Raw genomic sequence first — 22,711 nt, 5'->3', positions numbered from 1 at the left:
ATCGAACCGATAAGAAACAATAAATATATACAGATGAAACGAATTATCATTTTAGCTTTTGCAGTAATTACTGGAATAGCGCAAAGTCAAGTTGAACATCAAAAATTAAATACTATGAAACTAAATGCAGGAATTATTACAGAAAAACTAGAAGAGACCAAAGCCTTTTACACCGAAATTTTGGATTTTGGAGTAGCTTTTGAAAACGATTTTTACCTTTTGATGCACACACCTAACGGACAAGCAGAATTGAGCTTTTTGAAACCAAATCACCCAAGTCAACAACCTATTTTCAAACCCGCTTTTAATGGTAATGGTGTTTACATAACCATTGAAGTTGAAAATGTAGACGAGTTTTACAAAACAATAAAGGAAAAAGGTGTTGATATAGCTTTTGAATTAAGAAGTGAACCTTGGGGCGACAGACATTTTGCCATTATAGATCCCAATGGTGTGGGCATTGATTTAGTAACTTATACAAAACCTGAGTGAAAAAATGGAGACAATGCAAACATTACACAAAGCGAAAAATATAGGAGCAACAATTGAAAGAACTTTAAATGATATCGGCATTTTCACTTTGGCAGATCTAGCTGAACGAACTCCTAAACAAGCCTATATAGACATTTGTGAGATGCACCCTAATAAAACCATTCCTAAATGTTATTATTTGTATTCGTTACAAGGTGCGGTAATGGATTTAAATTGGAGAAAGCTTCCTGAAGATGTGAAAGCAGAATTATTATAATGAAAAAAAGAGGTCTAGTTTTAGGCCTCTTTTATATTGAATATTATGTGATATTAATTTTACTTCAAACTAGAAAACACAAACTTCATCTCAGTAGCAATTTGTAAACTACGCTCTAAATAAGTTTCTGTTTGCTGTGGTGTACCATCAGACTTTTTTGGGTCTTCATACGTAAGTGCAATACGTCCATCGCTGCCAAACACCATTGGGCAACCTTCATCTGCAGAAGAACACGTCATGATCGCAGCAAAACCAGAAGTTGGATTAAATTCAGTATCGTACTTTTTTGAAAATGCCACTACTGGATGGGCAGTCTCTGAAAATTTAACGGAATAAACTGGATTATCTTCCTCTGAAAGTTTCCCAATTTTAAAACCTTGGTTTGTTAAAGTCTCAGCAACCTTAGGAAACATTGCAGTGGCCTCTGTACCTCCAGAATAACAAAACACATTGCTAATATTAAAATAAGTAGCCATAGTTTGTGCCCAAATTTGCGTTAGATGACTTCGTCTCGAATTATGTGTACAGATAAAATTTAAACGAATAGCTTCTCCTGAAACAATTCTATTTTTAATGTAATCTGATAATTGATTTAAAATTACTTTTCTTTCTTCAGAAATTGAATCTGTATCTAAAGTTTCAATAAGATTAGAAATATCTTGGAATAATTTGTTTTTCATGTTTTTATCATTCCTAAATTTAGACTATCACTTATGATAAACTTTGTTAGGAATCTTTTTTATGCTTAAAATTCTTTTAGACTCCTTTATACAGGAAAATAAAAGCTATAGTTTTTTTAAATAAGATTGCGAGATATTATGGGAGTTATTAACAACACCCACTATTTGGGGCACAACACGATTCGCCAACTGCTTCTTTTTCATCTACACTTATACCACAAGCCTCTTTTGCTTTACAGTCTGTTTTTTTAACGGCTAATTTAACAATTAAGTTATGGCCGCGTATTTCGAAATCGTTAACAAACAATTGCGCAGTATGGAAGGTGTCGTTACTGTATTCAAACTTAACTTCGGCATTTAACACAAAAGGTTTTATGCGCCCTACTTTATTTAAAATACCTAAAGCTTTTAAAACAGACATATATTCTGTTTTTTCATGTTCTTGCGGACTTTCCCAAAGCTGAATTATAGTTTCTTTCCAACTATCAGTTCCAGCACCACAGTCCACAGAGTCTATGGTAACATGCTTTACTTCAGTAATATGATAATTAGCACCAACAAACATACCTTCAGCATACTCAAAAAGTAGTGTTTTGTCTCTATGTGCTTCTAAAATTGAAAATAAATCTTGTGTTTTCATTTTTATTATTTTTATCCATTAAACCTTAACAGCAATTTGATGCTGTTGTGTTAAAAAAGTTGTTGAGTTGCATCTGGAACTCTTGAAACCGTTCTACATTTAAACAGTAACAAATACTCTTACCTTCAAAATTTCCCTTTAATAAACCAGCTTCGTTAATTACCTTTAAATGTTGTGAAATTGTGGGTTGAGATAAACCTATTTCATCTACAATATCATTACAGATACAAGAGTCCTGCTTACTAATATATTGTAGAATAGAAATACGTGCTGGATGAGCAAACACCTTGGCTATGGTAGCCATTTCATTGATCTCTTCTGAATAGATATGTAGTTTTGATGCTCCCATAAATATCTAATTATAATTACAAATATATAAATAAAACGTAATATTGCAATATTACAATAATAAATTGACTAAAAAAAGTCCAAAGAAATTTAATCAATGGACTTTAATCTATATTTATAGTGCTTTGAACCAATTTTGAAAATGCTCTCCTAAAACAGGAGTAAGTTTTTTATCTCCTCCTAAAGCACCAACTAAACTCATAATCCATAATATTAGCAGGACAATCCAAAGTATAATATTTAAAATAGGAATAAAGCTCCCCACAAAAGATATTAAGACTAATCCTAGCATTTGTCTAATATAAAATGAACCCAGTTCGGTTTTATTACTACTATTCATAATCAATGCTATTATCCATCCAATAAATGTAATGTGAGCTATTATTGCCACGTTCTTTCCATCACTTAATACTTCTTTAGCATCTTCAGCAAATTCAGTAGCAGTCTCTTTGGCGTCACTGGCAAATTCTTTCGCTTTTTCCTTGGCTTCGCCTGCCATTTCACTGGCTTTATCCGCTGCTTTTTTAGCACCATCTTTGGCATCATCTAGCATATCGTTTAAATCGTCACTTAAGTTTTTTTCGTCTGACATGATTTTTATTTTTTTGATTAGTATTTAAATGTAATAAAAAATAAGGTTATTACTAAGGTATTTGTATTTCAAAGTTTAAAATCGTTACTATTTATCGGAACAACATTAGTATACCTCCAATGGCCGTAACAATAATTATAAATTTTCTGTAATTAACATTCGAGATTTTCTTTACCAATTTAGCACCAAGAAAAAAGCCTATTAAAATTGCTGGAATTAATGTTAAATTAAGAACAAGGCTTTCTTTTGTTACTGTTTTCCATACAAAGAAATGAAACGGCAGTTTAAATACATTAATGATAAAAAACAACCAAGCACCAGTGCCTATAAACTCATTTTTTGGCAAGCGCATAGCCAAAAAGTAGATATTAGAAATAGGTCCTGCTAAATTGCCTATCATAGTAGTAAATCCTGCTAAAAACCCCGCAGAATTAGAAAAAGCTTTGTTTTTAGGAATTGAGTTAGTGTTTTGTTTTTCAAAAAACAGCATGATTCCCAAGGATGCTATGATAATAATAGCCATAACACGCTTGAATACAGTTTCAGAGATAATATCTCCTACCCAAACTCCAACTAAAACCCCAATTATCATAGAAGGTATAAGCTTTTTTATAAACCGCCATTGGGTGTGTCTGTTATAGTAGCTTACAGCAACAATATCGGCAGAGATGAGCATTGGTAATAAAATTCCAGTAGACGCTTTTTCTCCAAATACAAAGGCCAGAATTAATATAATAACAATGCCAATGCCTTTAATTCCAGATTTAGAAAAACCTAAAATAAATGCAGCCAGAATAATAGCCACCCATTGTAGTTGAGTTAAACCGTGTGATTGAAGAATTTCTAGGTAAGACAAGAGTTGTTTCTTATAAATGCTAAATTACAAAAAAGCACTATCTATAGGTTCCCAAAGCTCAATTTTATTACCGTCATTATCTAAAATCCAACCAAATTTACCATACTCATACTCTTCCATATCCCCAACAATTGTAACGCCTTCTTGTTTTAATACGTCTAATAATGCCTCTAGGTTTTCAACACGATAATTAAACATAAAGTCCTTCTTAGAAGGTGCGTAATATTTGGTGTCTTCAGGAAACGGACTCCATTGTGTAGAGCACTTTTTTCCTTCATTATCCTTCCACCAGAAGGTACAACCGTAATCATCAGTGTTAAATCCAAGATGCTTCTTATACCATTCTTTCGCCGCTTTGGGATCTTTGGTTTTAAAAAATAACCCACCTATTCCAGTAACTCTTTTTTTCATTTTAAAGTATATTGTTATAATTTTTATCAGTAGACCTACCTACTCGTATATACAACTAAAGTTTATGTTGTTAAGTAAATATTATTTTTTCTTTATGGCACTTTCATAAATTTCAATCCATTCCTCACAAGTCATTTTTTTAACGAGTGCTTCAATCAAATCAAAAGGGATATCATCTAAATATTTAAAACGAATACAGCTTTTGCCCATATCTAGTTTTCGTTTACAGTGTTTAGGATATTCGTCTACAAACCAATCGTGCAATTCCTGTTTAGCATAAATACCGCTATGGTATAGGTTAATGGAGTTTTTTTGAGATGCAAAACTCATAAATGGTAATGGTGTTTTAGGGCCGCAATGATACCCATCGGGATATACAGAATGTGGTACATAATAGCCTATCATTTTGTAAATGATGCCTTCTTCAAATCCCTTAGGGAGGTTTTTATTGATAAGCTGTCTAAGCTTCTCTAAAGTAGCACGTCTTTCTTTTGGGACCTGACTAATGTAATCTTCAGGAGATGTAGCTTCGTATTGCATAAGTTTCTATTTACGTTGAAGTATTAAACCTGAAATTAAAGAAATAATAAACCCTATAGTGGTAACAAGAGCTACCATAAATAGTGCAGCAATAAAACTTGTCATCTCCATCAATTCATCTTCACGCCCTTGAGCAATTAACATTTTTGCATATTCATCAAAAAAGTTTGGGTTTATGATTTTTGTATAAATATAGTCGGCTATTCCAATGCCAATACCTACTAAAACAGAAATCAGTAAGCCAATAACTATTGCTTTTCCCAGTGAAATTTTACCATCATTTACCTTATCTCTATAATGCTTAATTCCAAAGTAAATAAAGGAAAGGGAGATAAAAATTGAAATATAACCTAGTATTTCAAGGATTCCGAAGTCTATATTCTTACTAAATGCCAGATGGACTATAAAAATTAAAAATCCTGTAATGCATCCCAATAATCCATATTTTAAAACTGTGGCTTTCATACTTTTCTATTTTAGTTATTAAACATGTTGATCAATTAAAATAGTATTACCATCAGGATCAGTTAAAACAAGGCTAGCAGGTCCAGATGTGTTGCCGTCAGCCTCTCTTTCTAATGTTATATTGTTGTTTTTTAAGTGTTTTTGTATGTCTCTAACATCGTCAAAGGTTTCAAGTGTATTAGCATTTTCGTCCCAACCAGGATTAAAGGTTAAAATGTTTTGCTCAAACATACCTTGAAATAGCCCTACAAGAGCATTACCGTTTTTCATGATAAGATAATTGCGTTCAATATCTCCAGCAAAAACACTAAAACCCAAATGCTCGTAAAATGCTTTGGATTTATGGATGTCTTTTACACTCAAACTCACAGAAAATGCACCTAATTTCATATTACTTATTTTTTAATGAATTAATTTAAAAACAAAACTAGGAATGTCAGTAGAAAAAAGGGTCATACTAAAGTACCAAACCATTAGTATCTTAGTTTAAAAGTATGAATTTTTAAATAATCTGGTAGGATTTTGCAATTTGTAGTGCTTGTGTTCGTCGTTTTGCATTTAGTTTTACTAGCAGATTAGACACATGGGTTTTTATGGTGCTTTCTGATAGGAATAACTTATCAGCTATTTCTTTGTTGGATAACCCTTCTGAAATCGACTGCAATACTTCATATTCCCTTGATGTAATTTCTAACTCTTGTATTTTTTTATAATCTATTGTTTTTAATTCAGGCTTTAATTGATGTAGACTTTTTTTATTAATATAAATTCCAAGTATTAAAAAAAGAACAGCGATAATGACTATAACTAACTCAATTTTAAGATGTCCTGCATAGATAGAGTAGGTACTAATTTGAAATAAAAGTACTATTGCCAATATTAATCCTGAAAAAACGATAATGGTTTTTTTCATAGACTAAAACTAATAAAATTCCTTAAAAATTGCATTGCTCAATATAGCTTAAATCTGTTTAGATTTTAGTATTTTGCTTCTTCATGACTACATCCAAAACATTTTATATTGCTCTTGGAAGTAACAAAGGCAATAAGTTTAAAAACTTGCAGCTAGCTGTAGATGCTATTTACCAACACATAGGTAACATAAAGCTCATTTCTAAAGTTTATAAATCGCCAGCTTTTGGTTTCGAAGGCGATGATTTTTTAAACTGTTGTTTGGTTTTAGAAAGCGATTTTAAACCCCAAAATGTTTTAGATAGATTATTGGAGATTGAAACTAATTTAGGAAGAACCCGAAGTAAAAAAGAGGGTTATGAAGCAAGAACTATCGATTTAGATATTGTGTTAGCAGAGGATGATGTTATTAATACTAAAACACTGCAGGTGCCACATCCAGAAATGCAAAAACGCAGGTTTGTATTATTACCTTTAAATGATATAGCTTCAAAAGTAATACACCCAAAATTAGGAAAAGAAATATCAGTTCTTTTAGAAGAATGTGAAGATGAATCTCTGCTGGAGCCCAGTAATATTTGGTTAAAGAATCCAAGCAGACAGTACAACTTTTCTAAATATAATTATATAGCTGTAGAGGGTAATATAGGCGCAGGGAAAACAAGTTTAGCTACAAAAATAGCTCAAGATTTTAATGCAAAATTAATATTAGAACGTTTTGCAGATAATCCCTTTTTACCCAAATTTTATGAAGATGCTAATAGGTACGCATTTCCTTTAGAAATGTCGTTTTTGGCAGATCGGTATCAGCAAATTTCAGACGATTTATCACAACTAGATTTGTTTAAGCATTTTATTGTTAGCGACTATTACGTTATTAAATCGTTGATTTTTTCTAAAATTACTCTAAAAGGAGACGAGTTTACCCTATATAGAAAGCTGTTTAATTTAATGTATAAAGACATTAAAAAGCCAGAACTCTATGTGTATCTCTATCAGAACACAGAACGGTTACAAGAGAATATAAAACAACGCGGACGCGAGTATGAACAGAATATTGAAAATGACTATTTGGAGCATATTAATTCAGGATATTTGGAGTTTTTAAAAACCCAAACCGACTTAAATGTGAAAATTATTGATATTACTGATAAAGATTTTGTGAATCAAAGAGAAGATTATCTGTGGGTGTTAAAACAATTGTTTTAGATGGTTAATTGTCATAGTTGACATAAAAAAACCTGCGAATTGTAAGGTTTACAGCATTGTTCAGGACAGATAATAAAAAATAGGTTATTATATTTGAAAAAAAAGTATTGTTTTATGAAAAAAGTAAATTTAAAAATACAGTTAATATTAGCTTTCTCTATTTGTGTAAGTTTATTTTCTTGCAGCAGTGATGGAGATTCTGTGAATGATGATCTAGAAATAGTTATTCCAGATGATACTGATCCTGAACCTGACCCAGATCCTCTAGTAGCAAGTGATGAAGATACAAGAGAAATTACCACTTGTACACCAGAAGGCGCAAATGCTACCAGAACTTCGGACGATTTACCAAACCCTGTAAATGTAGGAACTATTGATGATAGAACTTGTTACTCTAATTATAGTGAAAGTATCATTGATGGCGTTACATGGGGAGTTTACAATATAACAGACGGCTCTAATAATCAAGACGCAGCGAATACCCTACAGCCTAGAATGGAGCGCTCGTTACCTATAGCCAACTCTAATGTAGGATCATCTGTAAAATTTACAGGAGACTTTAGAATTCTTGAAGTTGGTGATGCAGGTTCTTTTAGTCAAGATGGTTCTTACATAGCACAAGCTAAAGGACAACATACTGGTGGTGGTGGATCTCCAGATCCTGCTATTTGTTTATATAGAGCACATCCTGTTTACGGTACAGGTAGTAATGCTGATAAGCAAGTGGCATTTGATATTTATGCCGAACGCATCTTAGAACGTGGTGGTTCAGGAAGCGGTAGAGAAGTAGTTCTGCTTAAAAGAGTTAATAAAAATGAAATAACCTCTTTCGTGTTAGAGGTAGGTTTTAAAGTAGACCCAAGCGATTCTTCTAAAAAAGTACATTATTGTAATGCTATAATTGGAGGTGAAGCCTTTAATTGGAATATCCCTGATCCTGAAAGAGGAACGCAATCAAAAATTAGATATGGTGCATACCGAGTTAGAGGCGGCAGAGCACAGATTAGATGGGCGAATACTACGCATGATAGAGTTCAAAACTAATTTGAATTTGAGTTAGAAGCGTATTAAGTACATACTATAAAAAAGGCTACCTGAAAAGAGGTAGCTTTTTTTATGACAACTGATATAAATACGTTATAATATTACTGTTTGGCTTGTCTAAGAAATAGTTTACTAGGTGTTGCTCTTTTTTGGTTCTTAAATTAAACGGAACTTTTGTTAAATTGACACCGCTATTTTGTTTTAAGCGAATACCTTGCCCAGCTATGATATCCTTGTTGGGTATAAAATTACCTTTTGGAATGTGTTCTGTAAGAATAAGATATTTAAAACTTTCTAATTTATTAACAATGTCTTGTATTTCACTATTAGATAGATGTTGAAGCACATTTCTTAATATAGCACAATCACCTGAAGGTAGTTCATCTTTTGAAATATCTAAACATTGAAACTCTAAGTTGTCATATTTAAATAAGGTTTTATTTCTTTCAATAAGTGGCTCAACTATATCTACCGCAATATATTTCTCCGTAAACTCTACTAGGTGCTTACCAATATTAAAATCACCACAGCCCAAATCGCATACAGTTAAAGGTTCTGTGAAAGATTTTAAAAAATTAATGACAGCTTCTAAATATGGTTTTACAATAGTATTATCATGAGAACCGAAACCCGAGTAATAGTCATGTGCGTCACCGCCCCAAAGGTGCTTGTCATATATTTGAGTCATGACATCTTTGGTGGGCCAAGGCTTTTTTGTTGTTTTACTCACAATTTTAGCTCAATTTAATTTTTACTTAATAGGAGAGGTGTAAGTTAAAGTTCTGGTTTTTAATAATTTCATCTTTGTCAATTATTGCAATACCTTGCTCGTATAAATCAATAGAGAAATTAATATCACTATCTTTTTTTATGATAGTCCAAGCCTCTATCATTTCAGAGCTCCAATAAATATCATCAAAAACAAAAATTGAAGGTGTACGCATTTTCGTTTTTAAGGCATAAAAATATTCTAGAGTTGGTTTCTTTTTATGATTGCCATCAATAAAAATTAGGTTGTACTTATGCTCTTGTTGCATCACTTTTGGAAACGTATCGTCATACAGTCCTTGAATAACCTGAAAATTGTCTTCAGTAGTAATTGTACTAAATTGATTTGAAGCTATTTCACAAAGTTTTGGTAAGCCTTCCATAGTTGTGAAAAATCCTTGTTTATTTTTTAAAGCCTCCAATAAATATGTTCCAGAGATACCCAAATTAGTGCCAATTTCAAAAACAAATGGATTATCTAATTTTTTTGCTATCTCATATAATAGCTGACACCACTTAGGTTTAGATGCAGCTTTGGCACATATTTCTGAAACTAATGCAGTTTCGTTTAAACCAAAAATATCATATTTCACTTTTCTATCATCCTTCAAAAGGGAGTGTCTGTAGTATTCACATCTCTTAAATACTGCTATGTCATCATCAGTAAATTTTTGCTGTTTTACACTAGCAAAAACGTGTATAAAAAGTTGAAGTGTGTCATTTTTAATTTTAGACATTTCATCTAAAGTTTTCTTCTGCTCTAACCGTCTTTTAAGTATTAATTTATGTTTGTTTATTTTTTTTGCAATCATCTTTTATGCTTTCATTTTGCTAAATAAATCCCAAATTACCACACCACAACTAACAGAGATGTTTAAAGAATGTTTGGTGCCAAATTGGGGAATTTCAATTACAGTATCACTGGCACTAACAACATCTTGAGCAACGCCTTTTACTTCGTTGCCAAAAACTAAGGCATACTTGGTGTTATTTTCAACGTTAAAATCGTTGAGCATGACGGCATTTTCAGCTTGTTCAATACTACATATTTTTACCTTTTCGGTTTTTAGTTTTTCAACTACATCCAATGTGCTTTCAAAATATGCCCAGTCTACAGTTTCAGTACTTCCCAATGCGGTTTTATGGATGTCTTTATGGGGCGGTTTTGCAGTAATACCGCAGAGATAAATCTTTTCAATTAAAAAGGCATCGCTCGTTCTAAATACTGAACCGATGTTGTTCAAGCTCCTGATATTGTCAAGAATAATGATGATTGGTGCTTTTTTTGCTGATTTAAAGCCGTCAACACTTAATCTGTCTAATTCACTATTTTTTAGTTTCCTCACTTTTTGTTTCACTTCAGACTTGTCAAGTTCCGAAAACCTAACAGGTCTTTTTATTAATTGTTGAAATCTCACTTTAATTGTAGATAACTTGTAGTTTTTCAGCTTAAAAAAACATGAAATTAATAGTACATTGCATGCTACAATTTTGTCAAAAGTAACACTTAAAAACAACTTTCCATTGGCTAAAAAAGCAAAAAAAGAAACCCCTTTAATGAAACAATACAATGCTATTAAAGCTAAATATCCCGATGCTTTATTATTGTTTCGTGTAGGTGATTTTTATGAGACTTTTGGGAGTGATGCTGTGAAAGCCGCTGGTATTTTAGGTATTATTTTAACCAAACGTGGTGCGGGTAGTGAGAGCGAAACAGAGTTGGCAGGATTTCCGCATCATTCGCTTAATACATATTTGCCAAAGCTGGTAAAAGCAGGAGAACGTGTTGCTATTTGCGATCAGTTAGAGGACCCAAAGCAAACTAAAACAATTGTAAAACGTGGTGTTACGGAATTAGTAACTCCCGGAGTTGCTTTAAATGATGAGGTTTTAGTATCAAAGTCTAACAACTTTTTGTGCTCAGTATATTTTGATAAGAAATATATTGGTGTGTCGTTTCTGGATATTTCAACAGGAGAGTTTTTAACCTCTCAAGGAAATGCAGAGTATGTTGATAAGCTACTTCAAAATTTTAATCCTAGTGAAGTTTTAGTTTCTAAACAAAAAAAGGCATTGTTCCTTGAAACTTTTGGAGATGACTTTCATACATTTTATTTAGAAGACTGGGTATATCAAACCGATTATGCTTACGAAACTTTAACCAAGCATTTCAATACAAAAACACTAAAAGGTTTTGGTATTGAAGATTTATACGAAGGTATTATAGCTTCGGGATCCATATTACACTATTTAGGAGAAACACAGCATCATAAATTGCAGCATATTACATCTATTGCACGTATAGCGGAAGATGATTATGTGTGGATGGACAAGTTTACCATCAGAAATTTGGAGTTGTATAATTCTACAAACAATAATGCCGTTACACTGTTAAATGTGATTGATAAAACCATATCTCCCATGGGTGGAAGGTTGTTAAAACGCTGGTTGGCATTACCACTAAAGCATATTGACAAAATTAAACAACGCCACGAGGTAGTCGATTTTTTGGTTAAGCAAGAGGATGTCTTCCAAAAGATTCAAAATCATATCAAACACATTGGAGATTTAGAACGTTTAATTTCTAAAACCGCCACAGGAAAAGTAAACCCAAGAGAGGTTATACAACTTAAAAATTCGTTAGAAGCTATTGTGCCTATTAAAAGTGTGGCTTCAGGTTCTAAAAATGAATCTCTAAGAATTATTGGAGATAATCTTCAAAGTTGCGACATTTTAAGGGATAAAATTAAATTAACACTTAACGAAGAAGCACCTGTAAATGTTTTAAAAGGACATACCATTGCAACGGGGTTTTCTTCAGAATTGGATGAACTCAGGGATTTGTCAAAATCAGGAAAAGATTACTTGGACAATATGCTAGAGCGGGAGAGTGAGCGTACAGGAATTACATCACTTAAAATCGCATCTAACAATGTGTTTGGCTATTATATTGAGGTAAGAAATACGCATAAAGATAAGGTTCCTGAAGATTGGATTAGAAAGCAAACCTTAGTGAGCGCTGAGCGTTATATTACTGAGGAGCTCAAAGAGTATGAAGCTAAAATTTTAGGAGCAGAAGAGCGTATTTTGACGATTGAACAGCAATTGTTCTCAGAGTTGATAGCATGGATGCATCAATACATTAAAGCTGTGCAACAAAATGCTTACTTAGTAGGACAGTTAGATTGTTTATGCGGTTTTGCACAATTGGCAAAAGATAATAATTACGTGTATCCAAAGATTGACGATACTTTTGATTTGGATATCAAAGATGGCCGTCACCCAGTTATTGAAAAACAATTACCTATTGGAGAAGCCTATATAGCGAACGACGTGTTTCTAGATAGAACGACTCAACAAATTATCATGATTACTGGACCAAACATGTCTGGTAAGTCTGCAATTTTAAGACAAACTGCCTTAATTGTATTATTGGCACAAATAGGAAGTTTTGTACCAGCAAAAGAAGCTAAAATAGGTGTGGTAGATAAAATTTTTACCAGAGTTGGGGCGAGTGATAATATTTCTATGGGGGAATCTACATTTATGGTAGAAATGAACGAAACAGCTTCTATTTTAAATAATATATCTGATAGAAGTTTGGTGCTTTTAGACGAAATAGGACGAGGTACCAGTACCTATGATGGTATTTCAATTGCTTGGGCCATTAGCGAATATTTGCACGAACATCCTGCGAGGCCAAAAACACTTTTTGCTACCCATTATCACGAACTTAACGAAATGTGTGAAACCTTTGGGCGTATAAAAAATTACAATGTCTCTGTAAAAGAGCTCAAAGACAATGTTTTATTTTTAAGAAAATTGGTTGAAGGTGGAAGCGCACATAGTTTTGGTATACATGTAGCAAAAATGGCGGGAATGCCCCAGCAAGTGTTGAGACGTGCCAATAAAATTTTGGAGAAGTTAGAAAAATCACATTCAAGCGAAGAGTTAACAGATAAGGTAAAAACCCTAAGCGATGATATGCAATTAAGTTTCTTTAATTTAGATGACCCGTTGCTTGAAAACATCAAAGACGAAATTCTACATACCGATATTGACACACTTACACCTGTAGAAGCACTTATGAAACTTAATGAAATTAAGCGAATACTTGTAAAAAAGAAACAAGCTTAAAAAAGTTGCATTTATTTTTCAGAAAGGCTTTGCTTTTTCTAGAAATAGTTTAAATTTGCACCTGCCTAACGAGCAGGTAGGTTCGCAATCGAGAGATTGCATGTTCATAAATATACTGCGAAAGTAGCTCAGGGGTAGAGCATCACCTTGCCAAGGTGAGGGTCGCGGGTTCAAATCCCGTCTTTCGCTCTGATACTTTCTTAAAATATACCAATTAAGTTGCTGAAGTGGTGGAATTGGTAGACACGTTGGACTTAAAATCCAATGGCCATTATGGCCGTGCGGGTTCAAGTCCCGCCTTCAGTACAAAGAAAATCCGTAACTAATTATTAATTAATAAGTTGCGGATTTCTTGTTTTTATAATTGTACGGTTAAATGGTTTTTTGGATTATTCTTTGTAAAAACCTGCTGCTTTTTCCAACTTCTGTTTCATTCTATCTCTAAGACGTTTTGGTTTAATAACTTCAATAGAATCGCCAAATCCTAAAATTAAGCGTTCAAGCTCAAAGTTAATCTGAACAAAAATATTAAAAATGATACCATCTTCAGTTTTCTTTATTAGTCGCTGGGAGCGATGGAAAGGTTTAGTGATTACATAAGGCGCATTTTTTTTGTCAATCCAAAACTGAATTCGCTCTGCTCGGGTATTAGAAACTGTTACACCAATAACATCTCTGTAATATTCATCTCCATTAAAATTATCATTCTTATAAGTAATCGAAGTATCATAGTCAATAGAAACTATTCTATCTAAAGCAAAAGTAACTATAGTTTTTTTAGCTTCAACTCCGGGTCTTCCTATTAGAAACCAACGGTTATTAAACTCTTTTAATATGTAGGGATGAAATATGATTTCAGAAGCCTCTCTAGCTTTAAAAGACTGATATTTTATTTTTAAAACCATTTTTTTGATGATTGCCTGATATAAAACATCCAAATGCTCTAAACCTTTTAATTTTTCATTTTTATCCAAATGAATGATAGCGGATTGGTCTGTCTTTTCCGTATACACTTTATCTTCCAAGCGTTGAATGATACCCCCTAATTCAGAAAATAAAGAGAAATCTTTAAACTGTTTTAGCATTTCTACAGTTTCAGAAAGCACATTCATGTCATTCTCATTCAAGGGAATATCAGTTAGGGAGTAATCTTCGTCTTCGTATTTGTAGAACTTTTTGTTATAGACAACTATAGGTGCATTGTAGCCTAATTTATCGCTGCGCATCATTTGAATGTCCAACTGAACTGTTCGCTTACTAACATTAATAGCTCTACCTTCATATTCATATAAGGCATCAGAACAGGCTTCTATTAAATCATCTAATGTCCATTGCCTATAATTGTTTTGAAGACATTTGTCAATGGTCTTATAGCGTATAAGTGCATTTTTATTTAAAGCCATAGATGAAATTTTAATGAAAAATAAGGAATAAATTTATCTACGCAAAAATATTGCGCATATAGATAAAATATTTGTATCGGAATCATGAATAAGTCTTTTGAAAGACTTTAAAAGTAGTGCTCCGTTAGACGGGGAAGCTAACGGAGCTTAAAGAAAACAAGATATGGAAAATACAAAAAAGATAACAGGACATGATTTAATCAATTTAGGGTTTAAGTCAGGGAAATGGTTTAAAGAAGCTTTAGACCATATTAACGAAAATAAATTAGGAGGTGATGCTTTGCGTCACTATCTAGAGCAATTTAAATCTCCTGACCCTATTGCTTTGCATGTAGAAAGCATTCCGTTTTCAATTAACATTAAAGCTGAAAATGAATTAGAAGTAACAAATGTGAATTCTGTTGTTGAAACTATGGAAGAGCTTATGAAGACGCCTACTTTGGTTGATGGAGCAATTATGCCAGATGCTTGCCCAACAGGCTCAAAAGGAACAATCCCAGTCGGGGGCGTTGTAGTAGCTAGAAACGCAATTCACCCAGGTATGCACAGCGCAGATATTTGTTGTTCGGTGATGTTGACAGATTTTGGAAAAGCAGACCCAAAAGATGTTTTAGATGCAGCTCATAGTATAACTCACTTTGGTGCAGGTGGACGTTCTAGAGAAAACCAGTTTAGATTTCCTATGGATTTGTTAGCTGAGATAGAAGCGAACTATTTTTTAAATGACCAAAAATGTATTTCATCCGCAAGGTCTCATTTAGGAACACAAGGCGATGGAAATCACTTTTTATTCGTTGGCAAATCTAAAAAGACAGGTAACACTATGATGGTAACGCATCATGGTAGTAGAGGATTTGGAGCTAACTTATATTCCAAAGGGATGAAAGTTGCTGAGAAATTCAGAAGAGAATTATCACCAGAGACCTTAAAACAAAATGCATGGATTCCTTTTGAAACAGAAGAAGGGAAACAATACTGGGAAGCTTTGCAGATTATTAGAAAATGGACAAAGAAAAACCACGAAGTGTTGCATGATGCCACTTTGTCGACATTAGGAATTGATAAAGAAAATAGGTTTTGGAACGAGCATAATTTTGTATTTAAAGACGGTGATTTGTTTTACCATGCAAAAGGAGCTACGCCTTTAGATAAAAAGTTTATGCCAGATATTACAGGACCAAGATTGATTCCTTTAAATATGTCTGAACCAGTTTTAATTGTTGAAGGAGAAACAACAAATTCTAATTTAGGTTTTGCACCACATGGAGCAGGGAGAAATGTGAGTAGAACACAACATAGAAAAAGTAAAACGGGAACGTTTCAAGAGATATTTAATGAAGAAACGCAAGGTTTAGATGTTAGGTTTTTCTCTGAAGAGATTGATATTACAGAATTACCAAGTGCCTATAAAAATGCAGAAACTGTGCGACATCAAATGGAAGAATTTGGTTTAGGAAAAGTAATAGATGAAGTGATGCCTTATGGATGCATCATGGCAGGCGATTGGAAGAAAAATGCACCTTGGAAAAAGCGAAAAAGAAATAGATAATGAAACTGTTTAAAGCTGTATCAGATATTTTTAAAATCGCTATTGTTATTCCTTTGATAATTATAGGAGTTATCGTTTTAATTCCCTTTGGAATAATATTTTATTTACGGTATTTGATAAGTAAAATAAAGGACAAAAAAAATCTAAAAAGATTGTGTCATGAAAATGATAATCAAATATTTTTTATGTATGCTAGGTATAATAATGTCGATTTTTCTTCCTTGCTAAAGGATAAATTTGAAGAACTAACTTTTGTTGAAGTTAAAAATCATTATGAGAATGATATTTTAATCAATCATATGATTGAAGATTGTAATGGTCAAAATTTCCCAAGGTTGGTTAAAATTAAAAACGGACAGCTTTTTCATAAAATTCATTTCGGTACTTTCAAGCACTTTTATAAAAGAAAAAATGATGCAAAATCTTTCATAGATATAATTGAAAGGTCTGTAAAAAATTTAGAAAATGAAAACAAAAATATTAAATAAGCTCTCAGAAATAGAGCGAAATAAAAACATAGAAATCTTATTCGCAGTTGAATCAGGAAGTAGGGCTTGGGGCTTTGCTTCTCCGGATTCCGATTATGATATACGATTTGTTTACAAATACTCAGAAGAATGGTATTTAAACCTTTGGGAGCAAACCGATACCATACAATTTATGACTGAAGATGATTTGGATGGTTCAGGTTGGGATATCCGCAAAGCATTGCGACTTTTGGCAAAGTCAAACGCATCTTTCACAGGATGGTTATTTTCGCCAATTGTATATCGGGCAGATAATGATTTCTTAAATGCCATAAAAAAAGTTGCAAATGCTAACTTTAACCCTGTTTCTGGATTTTATCATTTTCATAGTATGAATAAAAATTTTGAGGAAACATTGGGCTCAGAAAAAATGACATTGAAGAGTTTCTTTTATGCTATCCGAACTGCGCTTTGTGCTAATTGGATTTATAAAAATGAAACGATTCCACCTGTGTTGTTCAGGGAGATGTATTCATTAATCGATGATAGCTATCATTCAAAATTAGATGCACTTATCGCTTTAAAAAGTGAACGTGTTGAAAAAAGCAATGACCCTGTAGAAGCAGATTTAATACATTTAGTAAAACATATAGTTAATGAAAATAACAGCGTTAAAGATAAATTAGCTAATAGAAAATCTAATCCAGCTGATTTTAATGAGCTGTTTTTAAAAACACTAAAATAATGACACTAGAAGCATTAAAAGCATCAGGGCATATTATTTTTGAATGTATAAGTGGAAGTAGAGCTTATGGATTGGACACACCTACATCAGATACAGATATAAGAGGTGTGTTCATTCTTCCTAAAGCACAATTTTATGGGTTGGATTATATTGGTCAAATCAATAATGAATCTAACGATATTGTTTATTACGAACTACGAAAGTTTATAGAACTTTGTTCAAAAAATAATCCCAATATCTTAGAATTATTGAATGTGCCTGATGAATGTATACTTTACAAGCACCCGATATTTGATGACATAAAATTAGATGATTTTTTGTCTAAACAATGTGAAAAGTCATTCGCTAATTACGCTTATGCTCAAATCAAAAAAGCAAGAGGTTTAGAAAAGAAAATTGTAAACCCAGTTGAAAAGGAACGCAAGTCAGTTTTAGATTTTTGTTTGGTGTATGAAAGCGGAAAAACAATGCCTTTGCGCACTTTCTTGGAAATTAAAAACATAAAACAAGAAAATTGTGGGATAGCTAATATTTCACATCTTAAAGATTGTAATAATCTATATCATAGTTTAGAGATTCCTTATAAAGGCATCATAAAGAATGAAAGAGCCAATGATGTTGCTCTAAGTTCTATACCGAAGGGAGAAGAAGCTATAGGTATGCTATTCTTTAACAAAGATGGTTATTCAACATATTGCAAAAAGTACAAGGAATATTGGGATTGGGTTGAAAAACGCAATGAAGAACGCTATAAAACAACCGTGTCTCATGGTAAAAATTACGATTCCAAAAACATGATGCATACGTTTAGGCTATTGCACATGGCAAAGGAGATAGCTTCCGAAAGAATAATTAATGTAAGGCGTTCGGATAGGGAATTCCTATTAGATGTAAAGCATGGTAAGTTTGAATATGACGAGTTGGTGAGTTGGGCAGAACAGCGAAAATTAGAATTAGAAGCGTTATATGCTGCTTCTAGTTTGCCTGAAAGACCAGACTTAGATAAAATAAACGATTTATTAATTCATACCAGAGAGCGTTTTTATAAAGAAAAGAATTGATTTGAAAAAAAGTCTCATATTTGCAAAGCAAATGATATTACAAAGATTACATACAAGTCAACAAATAGAGCCGTGTCTCTATGTTTTTCGTTCAGAATATAGTGAGCGATTAGGACGCTATGTGGTTTTTTGAAGTAATTAGCAGCAATTATTGACCATAAATCATTATAAATTTTAGGCGTCCAAGTAAAACTGGGCGCTTTTTTTATGGAAATTTTTAAAATAATGTTTAGAAGCTAGAAAAAGGTAACATAGAAAATTGAAACTGAAAACAATTGGGAGACAGACTGTTGTATAAAATGTTCAATATCCGTAGATATACGGACAGGAATTCTATTGTTTAAAAACAACATAAGTAATTGATAATCAATAATTTAAATTGAAATTTTTCTTGTATGTTTCAAAAATTGGTTTCATATTTGCAATGTCAAAAAACAACAAATAATAAAAGAATAATGACATCTCATTTACAACATAGTTTATCATTTAGTTTATGTCTTCGCTCGCCGAAGTACTTAGAGCTGTTTTATAGTTATGAGCAAAATATGTTGCGATTTAGGGAGAATACTTATGTTATGAATTGATTTAATATAACACAATAAAAAGTAGAGCACCTCCCAAAAAGAGGTGCTTTTTTTATGGATATGATTTGGAAGGACAAGCCAATAGGTGGTGGTCGCTGTCTTGAAAACAGTTAGGAGTTAACGACTCGTGTGGGTTCGATTCCCACTCCTTCCGCAAAACTGAGAGGATGAAGCCTGTCCTGAGCGTAGCCGAAGGGATGATTGGTTTACTCGCTTTGGAAGCGAGAGGTTGTCACGCTAGAGCGTGATCTCTCAGACAAAATAATGGAGAGTAGGTAAATATTGGTTTGTTACGCTTGACTGCTAATCAAGTTCACGCCGAGGCGTGATGAAGGTTCGATTCCTTTGCTCTCCGCAATAAAGAAAGACAAGGTGGCTGAATGGTTAAGGCTACGGATTGCAAATGAGTTTACGAATTCAACGAATCCTATTTATCAAATAGCTTTCGTTGAGTTAAATCCGTCATTTATGAGTTCGAATCTCATCCTTGTCTCCAAAAGGAAGTGTTGAGCAATTGGTTGGCTCGCCAGACTGTAAATCTGGTCTCTTCGGAGCTTGTAGGTTCGAGTCCTACCACTTCCACTTGTACCACAATAGTTATTCGACTGTCTCTCGAATAGCTATAGGTTATAATTGGTAACCGTGTGGTACTTTCTCTGGGAAGATAACGGTGGTTGTTTGTTCGCTTTGGAAGCGAGAGGTCGCAGGTTCGAATCCTGCTTCTCAGACGAAACAATCAAATCAAGTTTACTTGAATTTGATTAGCACTGAGACCTAGCAGGAAAAACGAAGTTAATCCTGCTTCTCAGACGAAATGTTCCGTTGGTCAAATGGTTAAGACGCCACACTTTAACTCAGGTGTATAGATTTGATAAATCAGATTCGTTGAATTCGAATGCTCATTTCTATGTGGAATTAGGGGTTGGTCCGAGACATGCTCGGAATCCTACGGAATACGATTAATAAATGTGGGGATGGTGAAATTGGCAAACACGCCTGACTTAGAATCAGGATTTTGAGAGTTCGAATCTCTCTCCCCATACTATGCTCCACTAGCCCAACTGGAAGAGATTGTCGAGTAAAAACAATTGCTTTTACGAAGGCACCGAGCGAAGCTCTGATTTAAGCCCCGTGTAGTCTTGGTTCGAAATGCATAGCATTCATGAGTACATATTTATTGAAATATTTACCATACGAACTAATCCAAGGTGGAGTATATAGACTCGTGATGTAAATGGTGAGCATATCCCGCTAAAGGCGGGAAGGTATAGGTTTGAGTTCTATCGAGTTTACAACATATGGTGTCTTTAGTTTATTTGGTAAAACATCTCACTGTGAATGAGAAGAACAGGGTTCGAATCCCGAAGTCACCCCAAAAGGAACAATAGCAAAAGCCTGTCCTGAGCGAAGTCGAAGGGTTGGTCAATGCGACGGACTGAAATGAACTTGAGAATTCAACGAACCCTATTTATCAAATAGAATTCATTGAGTTAAAATCCGAAGATACAGAGCCTGTGCCGGACTTGATTCGGTATTCGATTCCTGTTTGTTCCATAATTTAGGAGTATAGTTTAATGGATAAAATATTGGGTTACGACCCCCAAAGATGCGAGTTCGAATCTTGCTATTCCTGCTAATTTTAAAAATAAATTAAATAGTAAATTGAGTATTAGTAATCGCCTAACGCTTAAAGCTGAAGCCTAGGATTAGAAATTGTTTCTGATGCTGAATATGCTGATGAATGTTGTGACTTGAAGTGGGCGACTAATACAGCTGCAGTGACTCAGTTACTTATTGATTAAATCTCAATATCATTAGATATAAAGAGCCCTTAATACAATTAAAATTCAATTGAATTATAGGTTTTTCTTTTTACCTTAATTATTGTTACAAATCCGTAATACTGTACCTATCTCTTTCTATTACTATTCAATCTTGTAATCTTTTAGTAATTTATTGAAAGCTTCTCCTCCCCAGTCTTGAGTAAGTTTTGGGTTTATAGATTTGGCTTCAATTATTTTCTGATTTATATCCTTGCGACCATAATTGATTAAAGCTTTTGTTGCAGCTAAATAAATATGAGCGTTCCATTCTTTATGAAGAATATCTAATAGCGGTTGAACAAATAATTGTCGTCTTAAACTCCCTGCTTTGTTTGCATACAAAGGGAAATTGTGAACATTAGATTTTTTAATATTGTCATGAATCAATTGATAGCCAAAGTCTTTATCTTTTTCTAAAATCAAATCTAACATGGTTTCCGTAAGGCTTTTTGATGACTCGAATTCGTCATATCCATAATCAAGAATAGAAATATTATTAGGGTTTTTAAGTGTTTCTTTTGTTAATGCAAATGCTCTCTCGGAATCTATATTATTTAAATAGCTGTATACGTCAGGGGAAATTCTTTTTTCGTCCTTCCATAGTCTCCATAGTAAGTCATTATAAAACTCAGACTTAAACTCGTTTAAAGCAGCAAAGACATAATTTAAATGGTATTTTCTTATACTTTGATGTTCTACTTGGGCAAAAGGGATTTCAAGTAATTTACATGCTTCTTTGCTTTTGTAACTGGCTATAGCTCTGTATAATTGTGCCCATTCATTACTGTAATGCGAGTTATCTAGAGTCTTACCTAAATTAGTTTTGAGTAATGGTAAAAATGAAGGATGAGGGAAATTACTAATAGCCTTATAAGTGTAGAAAAAACCACTTTCCTCTGAATCGTAATCAATCTTATTGTTTAAAATTAACTCTATGTCTTCTTCTTTATTGTACTTTGCAAGTTTTACAAGAGCACTTTGGTCTTTATCTTCTATAACTAGATTTCTAATTTTCTGATAATGAGAATTGGTTGCATCTATTCTTTCAATTGCTCTAGACCTAGAACTGAGATTATTTTTCTTGTAAATGAGAATACTGTCTAAGAGCCTAAACTCTTTTTCGGTTAATCCAGCGGAATCATTATCTACAGGAGGGCGTCTAGCCATACTTATAAAAAAATCTCCGACTTTCTCCTGACCTCCTATACACCCAAATTGAGTGCTAACGAGTTCATCATCATTTAAATGGTCTAGTATTATTGGAAGCAAATTAACCGTTTTATCATTTGATAACGCCCAAAATGCATAACACCTAACAACCGCATTTTTATGGTCGGTTAAAATTATTAATTCATCCTTATTTGCTGTTTTTCTTAGCTGAGAGAAATTGTCATATTGTTTTGGTCGGATTCCTCCATAGTAAACAGCTGACCCCATTAATTCGTTTACATTTTCAATCTTTTTGACAATTTTTTTGGTTTGCTTGCTGATTTTAAGGTTTGTGTTTTGTTCTTGACAAGATACCAGTATGGGGAGCATAATGATGAGTAATACAAATAAATGTCTCATAAGTTTAGAATTGATGATTATGGCTAATAATTATTAGCAAAAACTGTACCTCTCTTCAATACGTTTTACCAAAATATTAAATGGATTGATTAATTAATCTAATTTTCTATTTATGTAAAAACAATTATTTAAATTGACATACTTTAACTACATAAGAAGC

General features: G+C 33.1%; 24 protein-coding genes and 10 tRNA genes. 19 read left to right on the top strand and 15 right to left on the bottom strand.

The window, feature by feature from the left end:
• Positions 1 to 114 precede the first annotated feature (114 nt).
• Together JS605_RS03190 and JS605_RS03185 are read left to right on the top strand one after the other, a co-directional pair.
• Positions 115 to 492: a VOC family protein gene (locus tag JS605_RS03190; RefSeq protein ID WP_203256733.1), complete on the top strand. Its 378-nt coding sequence runs from the start codon at positions 115 to 117 to the stop codon at positions 490 to 492.
• A 13-nt stretch (positions 493 to 505) separates the two neighbouring features.
• Entirely contained in the window at positions 506 to 748 is a 243-nt protein-coding gene (locus JS605_RS03185; RefSeq protein WP_203256218.1) for a TfoX/Sxy family DNA transformation protein, read from the top strand.
• 59 nt (positions 749 to 807) lie between these two features.
• Here JS605_RS03185 and JS605_RS03180 read toward each other — a convergent pair whose 3' ends face one another.
• From JS605_RS03180 to JS605_RS03135, 10 genes are all read right to left on the bottom strand, one after another.
• Entirely contained in the window at positions 808 to 1,428 is a 621-nt protein-coding gene (locus JS605_RS03180; RefSeq protein WP_203256217.1) for an arsenate-mycothiol transferase ArsC, read from the bottom strand.
• 148 nt (positions 1,429 to 1,576) lie between these two features.
• Positions 1,577 to 2,068 (bottom strand): DUF6428 family protein, encoded by a 492-nt coding sequence (locus JS605_RS03175; protein WP_203256216.1) that lies wholly within the window; start codon positions 2,066 to 2,068, stop codon positions 1,577 to 1,579.
• A 25-nt stretch (positions 2,069 to 2,093) separates the two neighbouring features.
• Positions 2,094 to 2,417, bottom strand: coding sequence for an ArsR/SmtB family transcription factor (locus JS605_RS03170; RefSeq protein ID WP_203256215.1), 324 nt, complete (start codon positions 2,415 to 2,417; stop codon positions 2,094 to 2,096).
• 114 nt (positions 2,418 to 2,531) lie between these two features.
• A complete protein-coding gene (locus JS605_RS03165) occupies positions 2,532 to 3,008 on the bottom strand; it encodes a YtxH domain-containing protein (protein ID WP_203256214.1) in 477 nt (158 codons plus the stop codon).
• A gap of 91 nt (positions 3,009 to 3,099) precedes the next feature.
• Positions 3,100 to 3,864 (bottom strand): sulfite exporter TauE/SafE family protein, encoded by a 765-nt coding sequence (locus JS605_RS03160; RefSeq protein WP_203256213.1) that lies wholly within the window; start codon positions 3,862 to 3,864, stop codon positions 3,100 to 3,102.
• Between the two features lie 24 nt (positions 3,865 to 3,888).
• Positions 3,889 to 4,275, bottom strand: a complete 387-nt coding sequence (locus JS605_RS03155) for a VOC family protein (protein ID WP_203256212.1) — start codon at positions 4,273 to 4,275, stop codon at positions 3,889 to 3,891.
• An 81-nt stretch (positions 4,276 to 4,356) separates the two neighbouring features.
• Entirely contained in the window at positions 4,357 to 4,815 is a 459-nt protein-coding gene (locus JS605_RS03150; protein WP_203256211.1) for a DUF1801 domain-containing protein, read from the bottom strand.
• Between the two features lie 6 nt (positions 4,816 to 4,821).
• Entirely contained in the window at positions 4,822 to 5,280 is a 459-nt protein-coding gene (locus tag JS605_RS03145) for a DUF4199 domain-containing protein (RefSeq protein WP_203256210.1), read from the bottom strand.
• Positions 5,281 to 5,298: 18 nt separating this feature from the next.
• Positions 5,299 to 5,670 carry a VOC family protein gene (locus JS605_RS03140; protein ID WP_203256209.1) on the bottom strand — a complete coding sequence of 124 codons (372 nt, stop codon included), beginning with the start codon at positions 5,668 to 5,670 and terminating at the stop codon, positions 5,299 to 5,301.
• A 112-nt stretch (positions 5,671 to 5,782) separates the two neighbouring features.
• Entirely contained in the window at positions 5,783 to 6,193 is a 411-nt protein-coding gene (locus JS605_RS03135; RefSeq protein WP_203256208.1) for a response regulator transcription factor, read from the bottom strand.
• An 83-nt stretch (positions 6,194 to 6,276) separates the two neighbouring features.
• Between JS605_RS03135 and folK the strand changes: the two genes are divergently transcribed.
• Positions 6,277 to 7,401, top strand: a complete 1,125-nt coding sequence (folK, locus tag JS605_RS03130; RefSeq protein WP_203256207.1) for a 2-amino-4-hydroxy-6-hydroxymethyldihydropteridine diphosphokinase — start codon at positions 6,277 to 6,279, stop codon at positions 7,399 to 7,401.
• A gap of 114 nt (positions 7,402 to 7,515) precedes the next feature.
• Positions 7,516 to 8,445, top strand: coding sequence for a hypothetical protein (locus JS605_RS03125; protein ID WP_203256206.1), 930 nt, complete (start codon positions 7,516 to 7,518; stop codon positions 8,443 to 8,445).
• A gap of 70 nt (positions 8,446 to 8,515) precedes the next feature.
• Here JS605_RS03125 and JS605_RS03120 read toward each other — a convergent pair whose 3' ends face one another.
• Genes JS605_RS03120 through JS605_RS03110 form a run of 3 tightly spaced genes read right to left on the bottom strand, consistent with a single transcriptional unit; the run spans position 8,516 to position 10,559 of the window.
• A complete protein-coding gene (locus JS605_RS03120) occupies positions 8,516 to 9,175 on the bottom strand; it encodes a class I SAM-dependent methyltransferase (protein WP_317194108.1) in 660 nt (219 codons plus the stop codon).
• A gap of 25 nt (positions 9,176 to 9,200) precedes the next feature.
• Positions 9,201 to 10,025 carry an O-methyltransferase gene (locus JS605_RS03115; protein WP_203256205.1) on the bottom strand — a complete coding sequence of 275 codons (825 nt, stop codon included), beginning with the start codon at positions 10,023 to 10,025 and terminating at the stop codon, positions 9,201 to 9,203.
• A 3-nt stretch (positions 10,026 to 10,028) separates the two neighbouring features.
• On the bottom strand, positions 10,029 to 10,559 hold the full coding sequence (locus JS605_RS03110; RefSeq protein WP_203256204.1) for an RNA methyltransferase: 531 nt from the start codon (positions 10,557 to 10,559) through the stop codon (positions 10,029 to 10,031).
• 178 nt (positions 10,560 to 10,737) lie between these two features.
• On the opposite strand from JS605_RS03110, the gene mutS reads away from it, so the two are divergent.
• The 3 genes from mutS (at position 10,738) to JS605_RS03095 (ending at position 13,656) form a co-directional block, all read left to right on the top strand.
• Complete coding sequence (mutS, locus tag JS605_RS03105; RefSeq protein WP_203256203.1) at positions 10,738 to 13,350, top strand: DNA mismatch repair protein MutS; 2,613 nt, start codon at positions 10,738 to 10,740, stop codon at positions 13,348 to 13,350.
• Between the two features lie 117 nt (positions 13,351 to 13,467).
• A tRNA-Gly gene (locus JS605_RS03100) sits at positions 13,468 to 13,539 on the top strand.
• Between the two features lie 32 nt (positions 13,540 to 13,571).
• Positions 13,572 to 13,656: transfer RNA gene (locus JS605_RS03095), tRNA-Leu, on the top strand.
• 83 nt (positions 13,657 to 13,739) lie between these two features.
• Here the strand turns inward: JS605_RS03095 and JS605_RS03090 are convergent.
• Positions 13,740 to 14,753: a helix-turn-helix transcriptional regulator gene (locus JS605_RS03090; protein ID WP_203256202.1), complete on the bottom strand. Its 1,014-nt coding sequence runs from the start codon at positions 14,751 to 14,753 to the stop codon at positions 13,740 to 13,742.
• A gap of 163 nt (positions 14,754 to 14,916) precedes the next feature.
• Between JS605_RS03090 and JS605_RS03085 the strand changes: the two genes are divergently transcribed.
• From JS605_RS03085 to JS605_RS03030, 12 genes are all read left to right on the top strand, one after another.
• A complete protein-coding gene (locus JS605_RS03085; RefSeq protein ID WP_203256201.1) occupies positions 14,917 to 16,302 on the top strand; it encodes an RtcB family protein in 1,386 nt (461 codons plus the stop codon).
• A complete protein-coding gene (locus JS605_RS03080) occupies positions 16,302 to 16,790 on the top strand; it encodes a hypothetical protein (RefSeq protein ID WP_203256200.1) in 489 nt (162 codons plus the stop codon). The genes JS605_RS03085 and JS605_RS03080 overlap by 1 nt, the downstream gene beginning before the upstream one ends.
• Positions 16,768 to 17,514 carry a nucleotidyltransferase domain-containing protein gene (locus JS605_RS03075; protein ID WP_203256199.1) on the top strand — a complete coding sequence of 249 codons (747 nt, stop codon included), beginning with the start codon at positions 16,768 to 16,770 and terminating at the stop codon, positions 17,512 to 17,514. Before JS605_RS03080 ends, JS605_RS03075 begins: the two co-directional genes overlap by 23 nt.
• Positions 17,514 to 18,575: a nucleotidyltransferase domain-containing protein gene (locus JS605_RS03070; protein WP_203256198.1), complete on the top strand. Its 1,062-nt coding sequence runs from the start codon at positions 17,514 to 17,516 to the stop codon at positions 18,573 to 18,575. The genes JS605_RS03075 and JS605_RS03070 overlap by 1 nt, the downstream gene beginning before the upstream one ends.
• A gap of 651 nt (positions 18,576 to 19,226) precedes the next feature.
• Positions 19,227 to 19,313, top strand: a tRNA-Ser gene (locus tag JS605_RS03065).
• Positions 19,314 to 19,425: 112 nt separating this feature from the next.
• Positions 19,426 to 19,514 (top strand) — tRNA-Ser (locus tag JS605_RS03060).
• Between the two features lie 11 nt (positions 19,515 to 19,525).
• Positions 19,526 to 19,655 (top strand) — tRNA-OTHER (locus tag JS605_RS03055).
• A gap of 3 nt (positions 19,656 to 19,658) precedes the next feature.
• Positions 19,659 to 19,741, top strand: a tRNA-Tyr gene (locus tag JS605_RS03050).
• A gap of 74 nt (positions 19,742 to 19,815) precedes the next feature.
• Positions 19,816 to 19,887: transfer RNA gene (locus JS605_RS03045), tRNA-Pro, on the top strand.
• Positions 19,888 to 20,127: 240 nt separating this feature from the next.
• A tRNA-Leu gene (locus JS605_RS03040) sits at positions 20,128 to 20,201 on the top strand.
• Between the two features lie 259 nt (positions 20,202 to 20,460).
• Positions 20,461 to 20,534: transfer RNA gene (locus JS605_RS03035), tRNA-His, on the top strand.
• 185 nt (positions 20,535 to 20,719) lie between these two features.
• Positions 20,720 to 20,792 (top strand) — tRNA-Arg (locus JS605_RS03030).
• Between the two features lie 292 nt (positions 20,793 to 21,084).
• On the opposite strand, the gene JS605_RS03025 is transcribed toward JS605_RS03030, so the two are convergent.
• Complete coding sequence (locus JS605_RS03025; RefSeq protein ID WP_203256197.1) at positions 21,085 to 22,551, bottom strand: hypothetical protein; 1,467 nt, start codon at positions 22,549 to 22,551, stop codon at positions 21,085 to 21,087.
• Positions 22,552 to 22,711: the final 160 nt, after the last annotated feature.

Origin of the sequence: Hyunsoonleella ulvae (assembly GCF_016827605.1) — a bacterium.
GTDB lineage: Bacteria > Bacteroidota > Bacteroidia > Flavobacteriales > Flavobacteriaceae > Jejuia > Jejuia ulvae.
The sequence above is the reverse complement of the archived record's forward strand: the minus strand, read 5'-3'. Positions and strand labels throughout refer to the sequence as shown.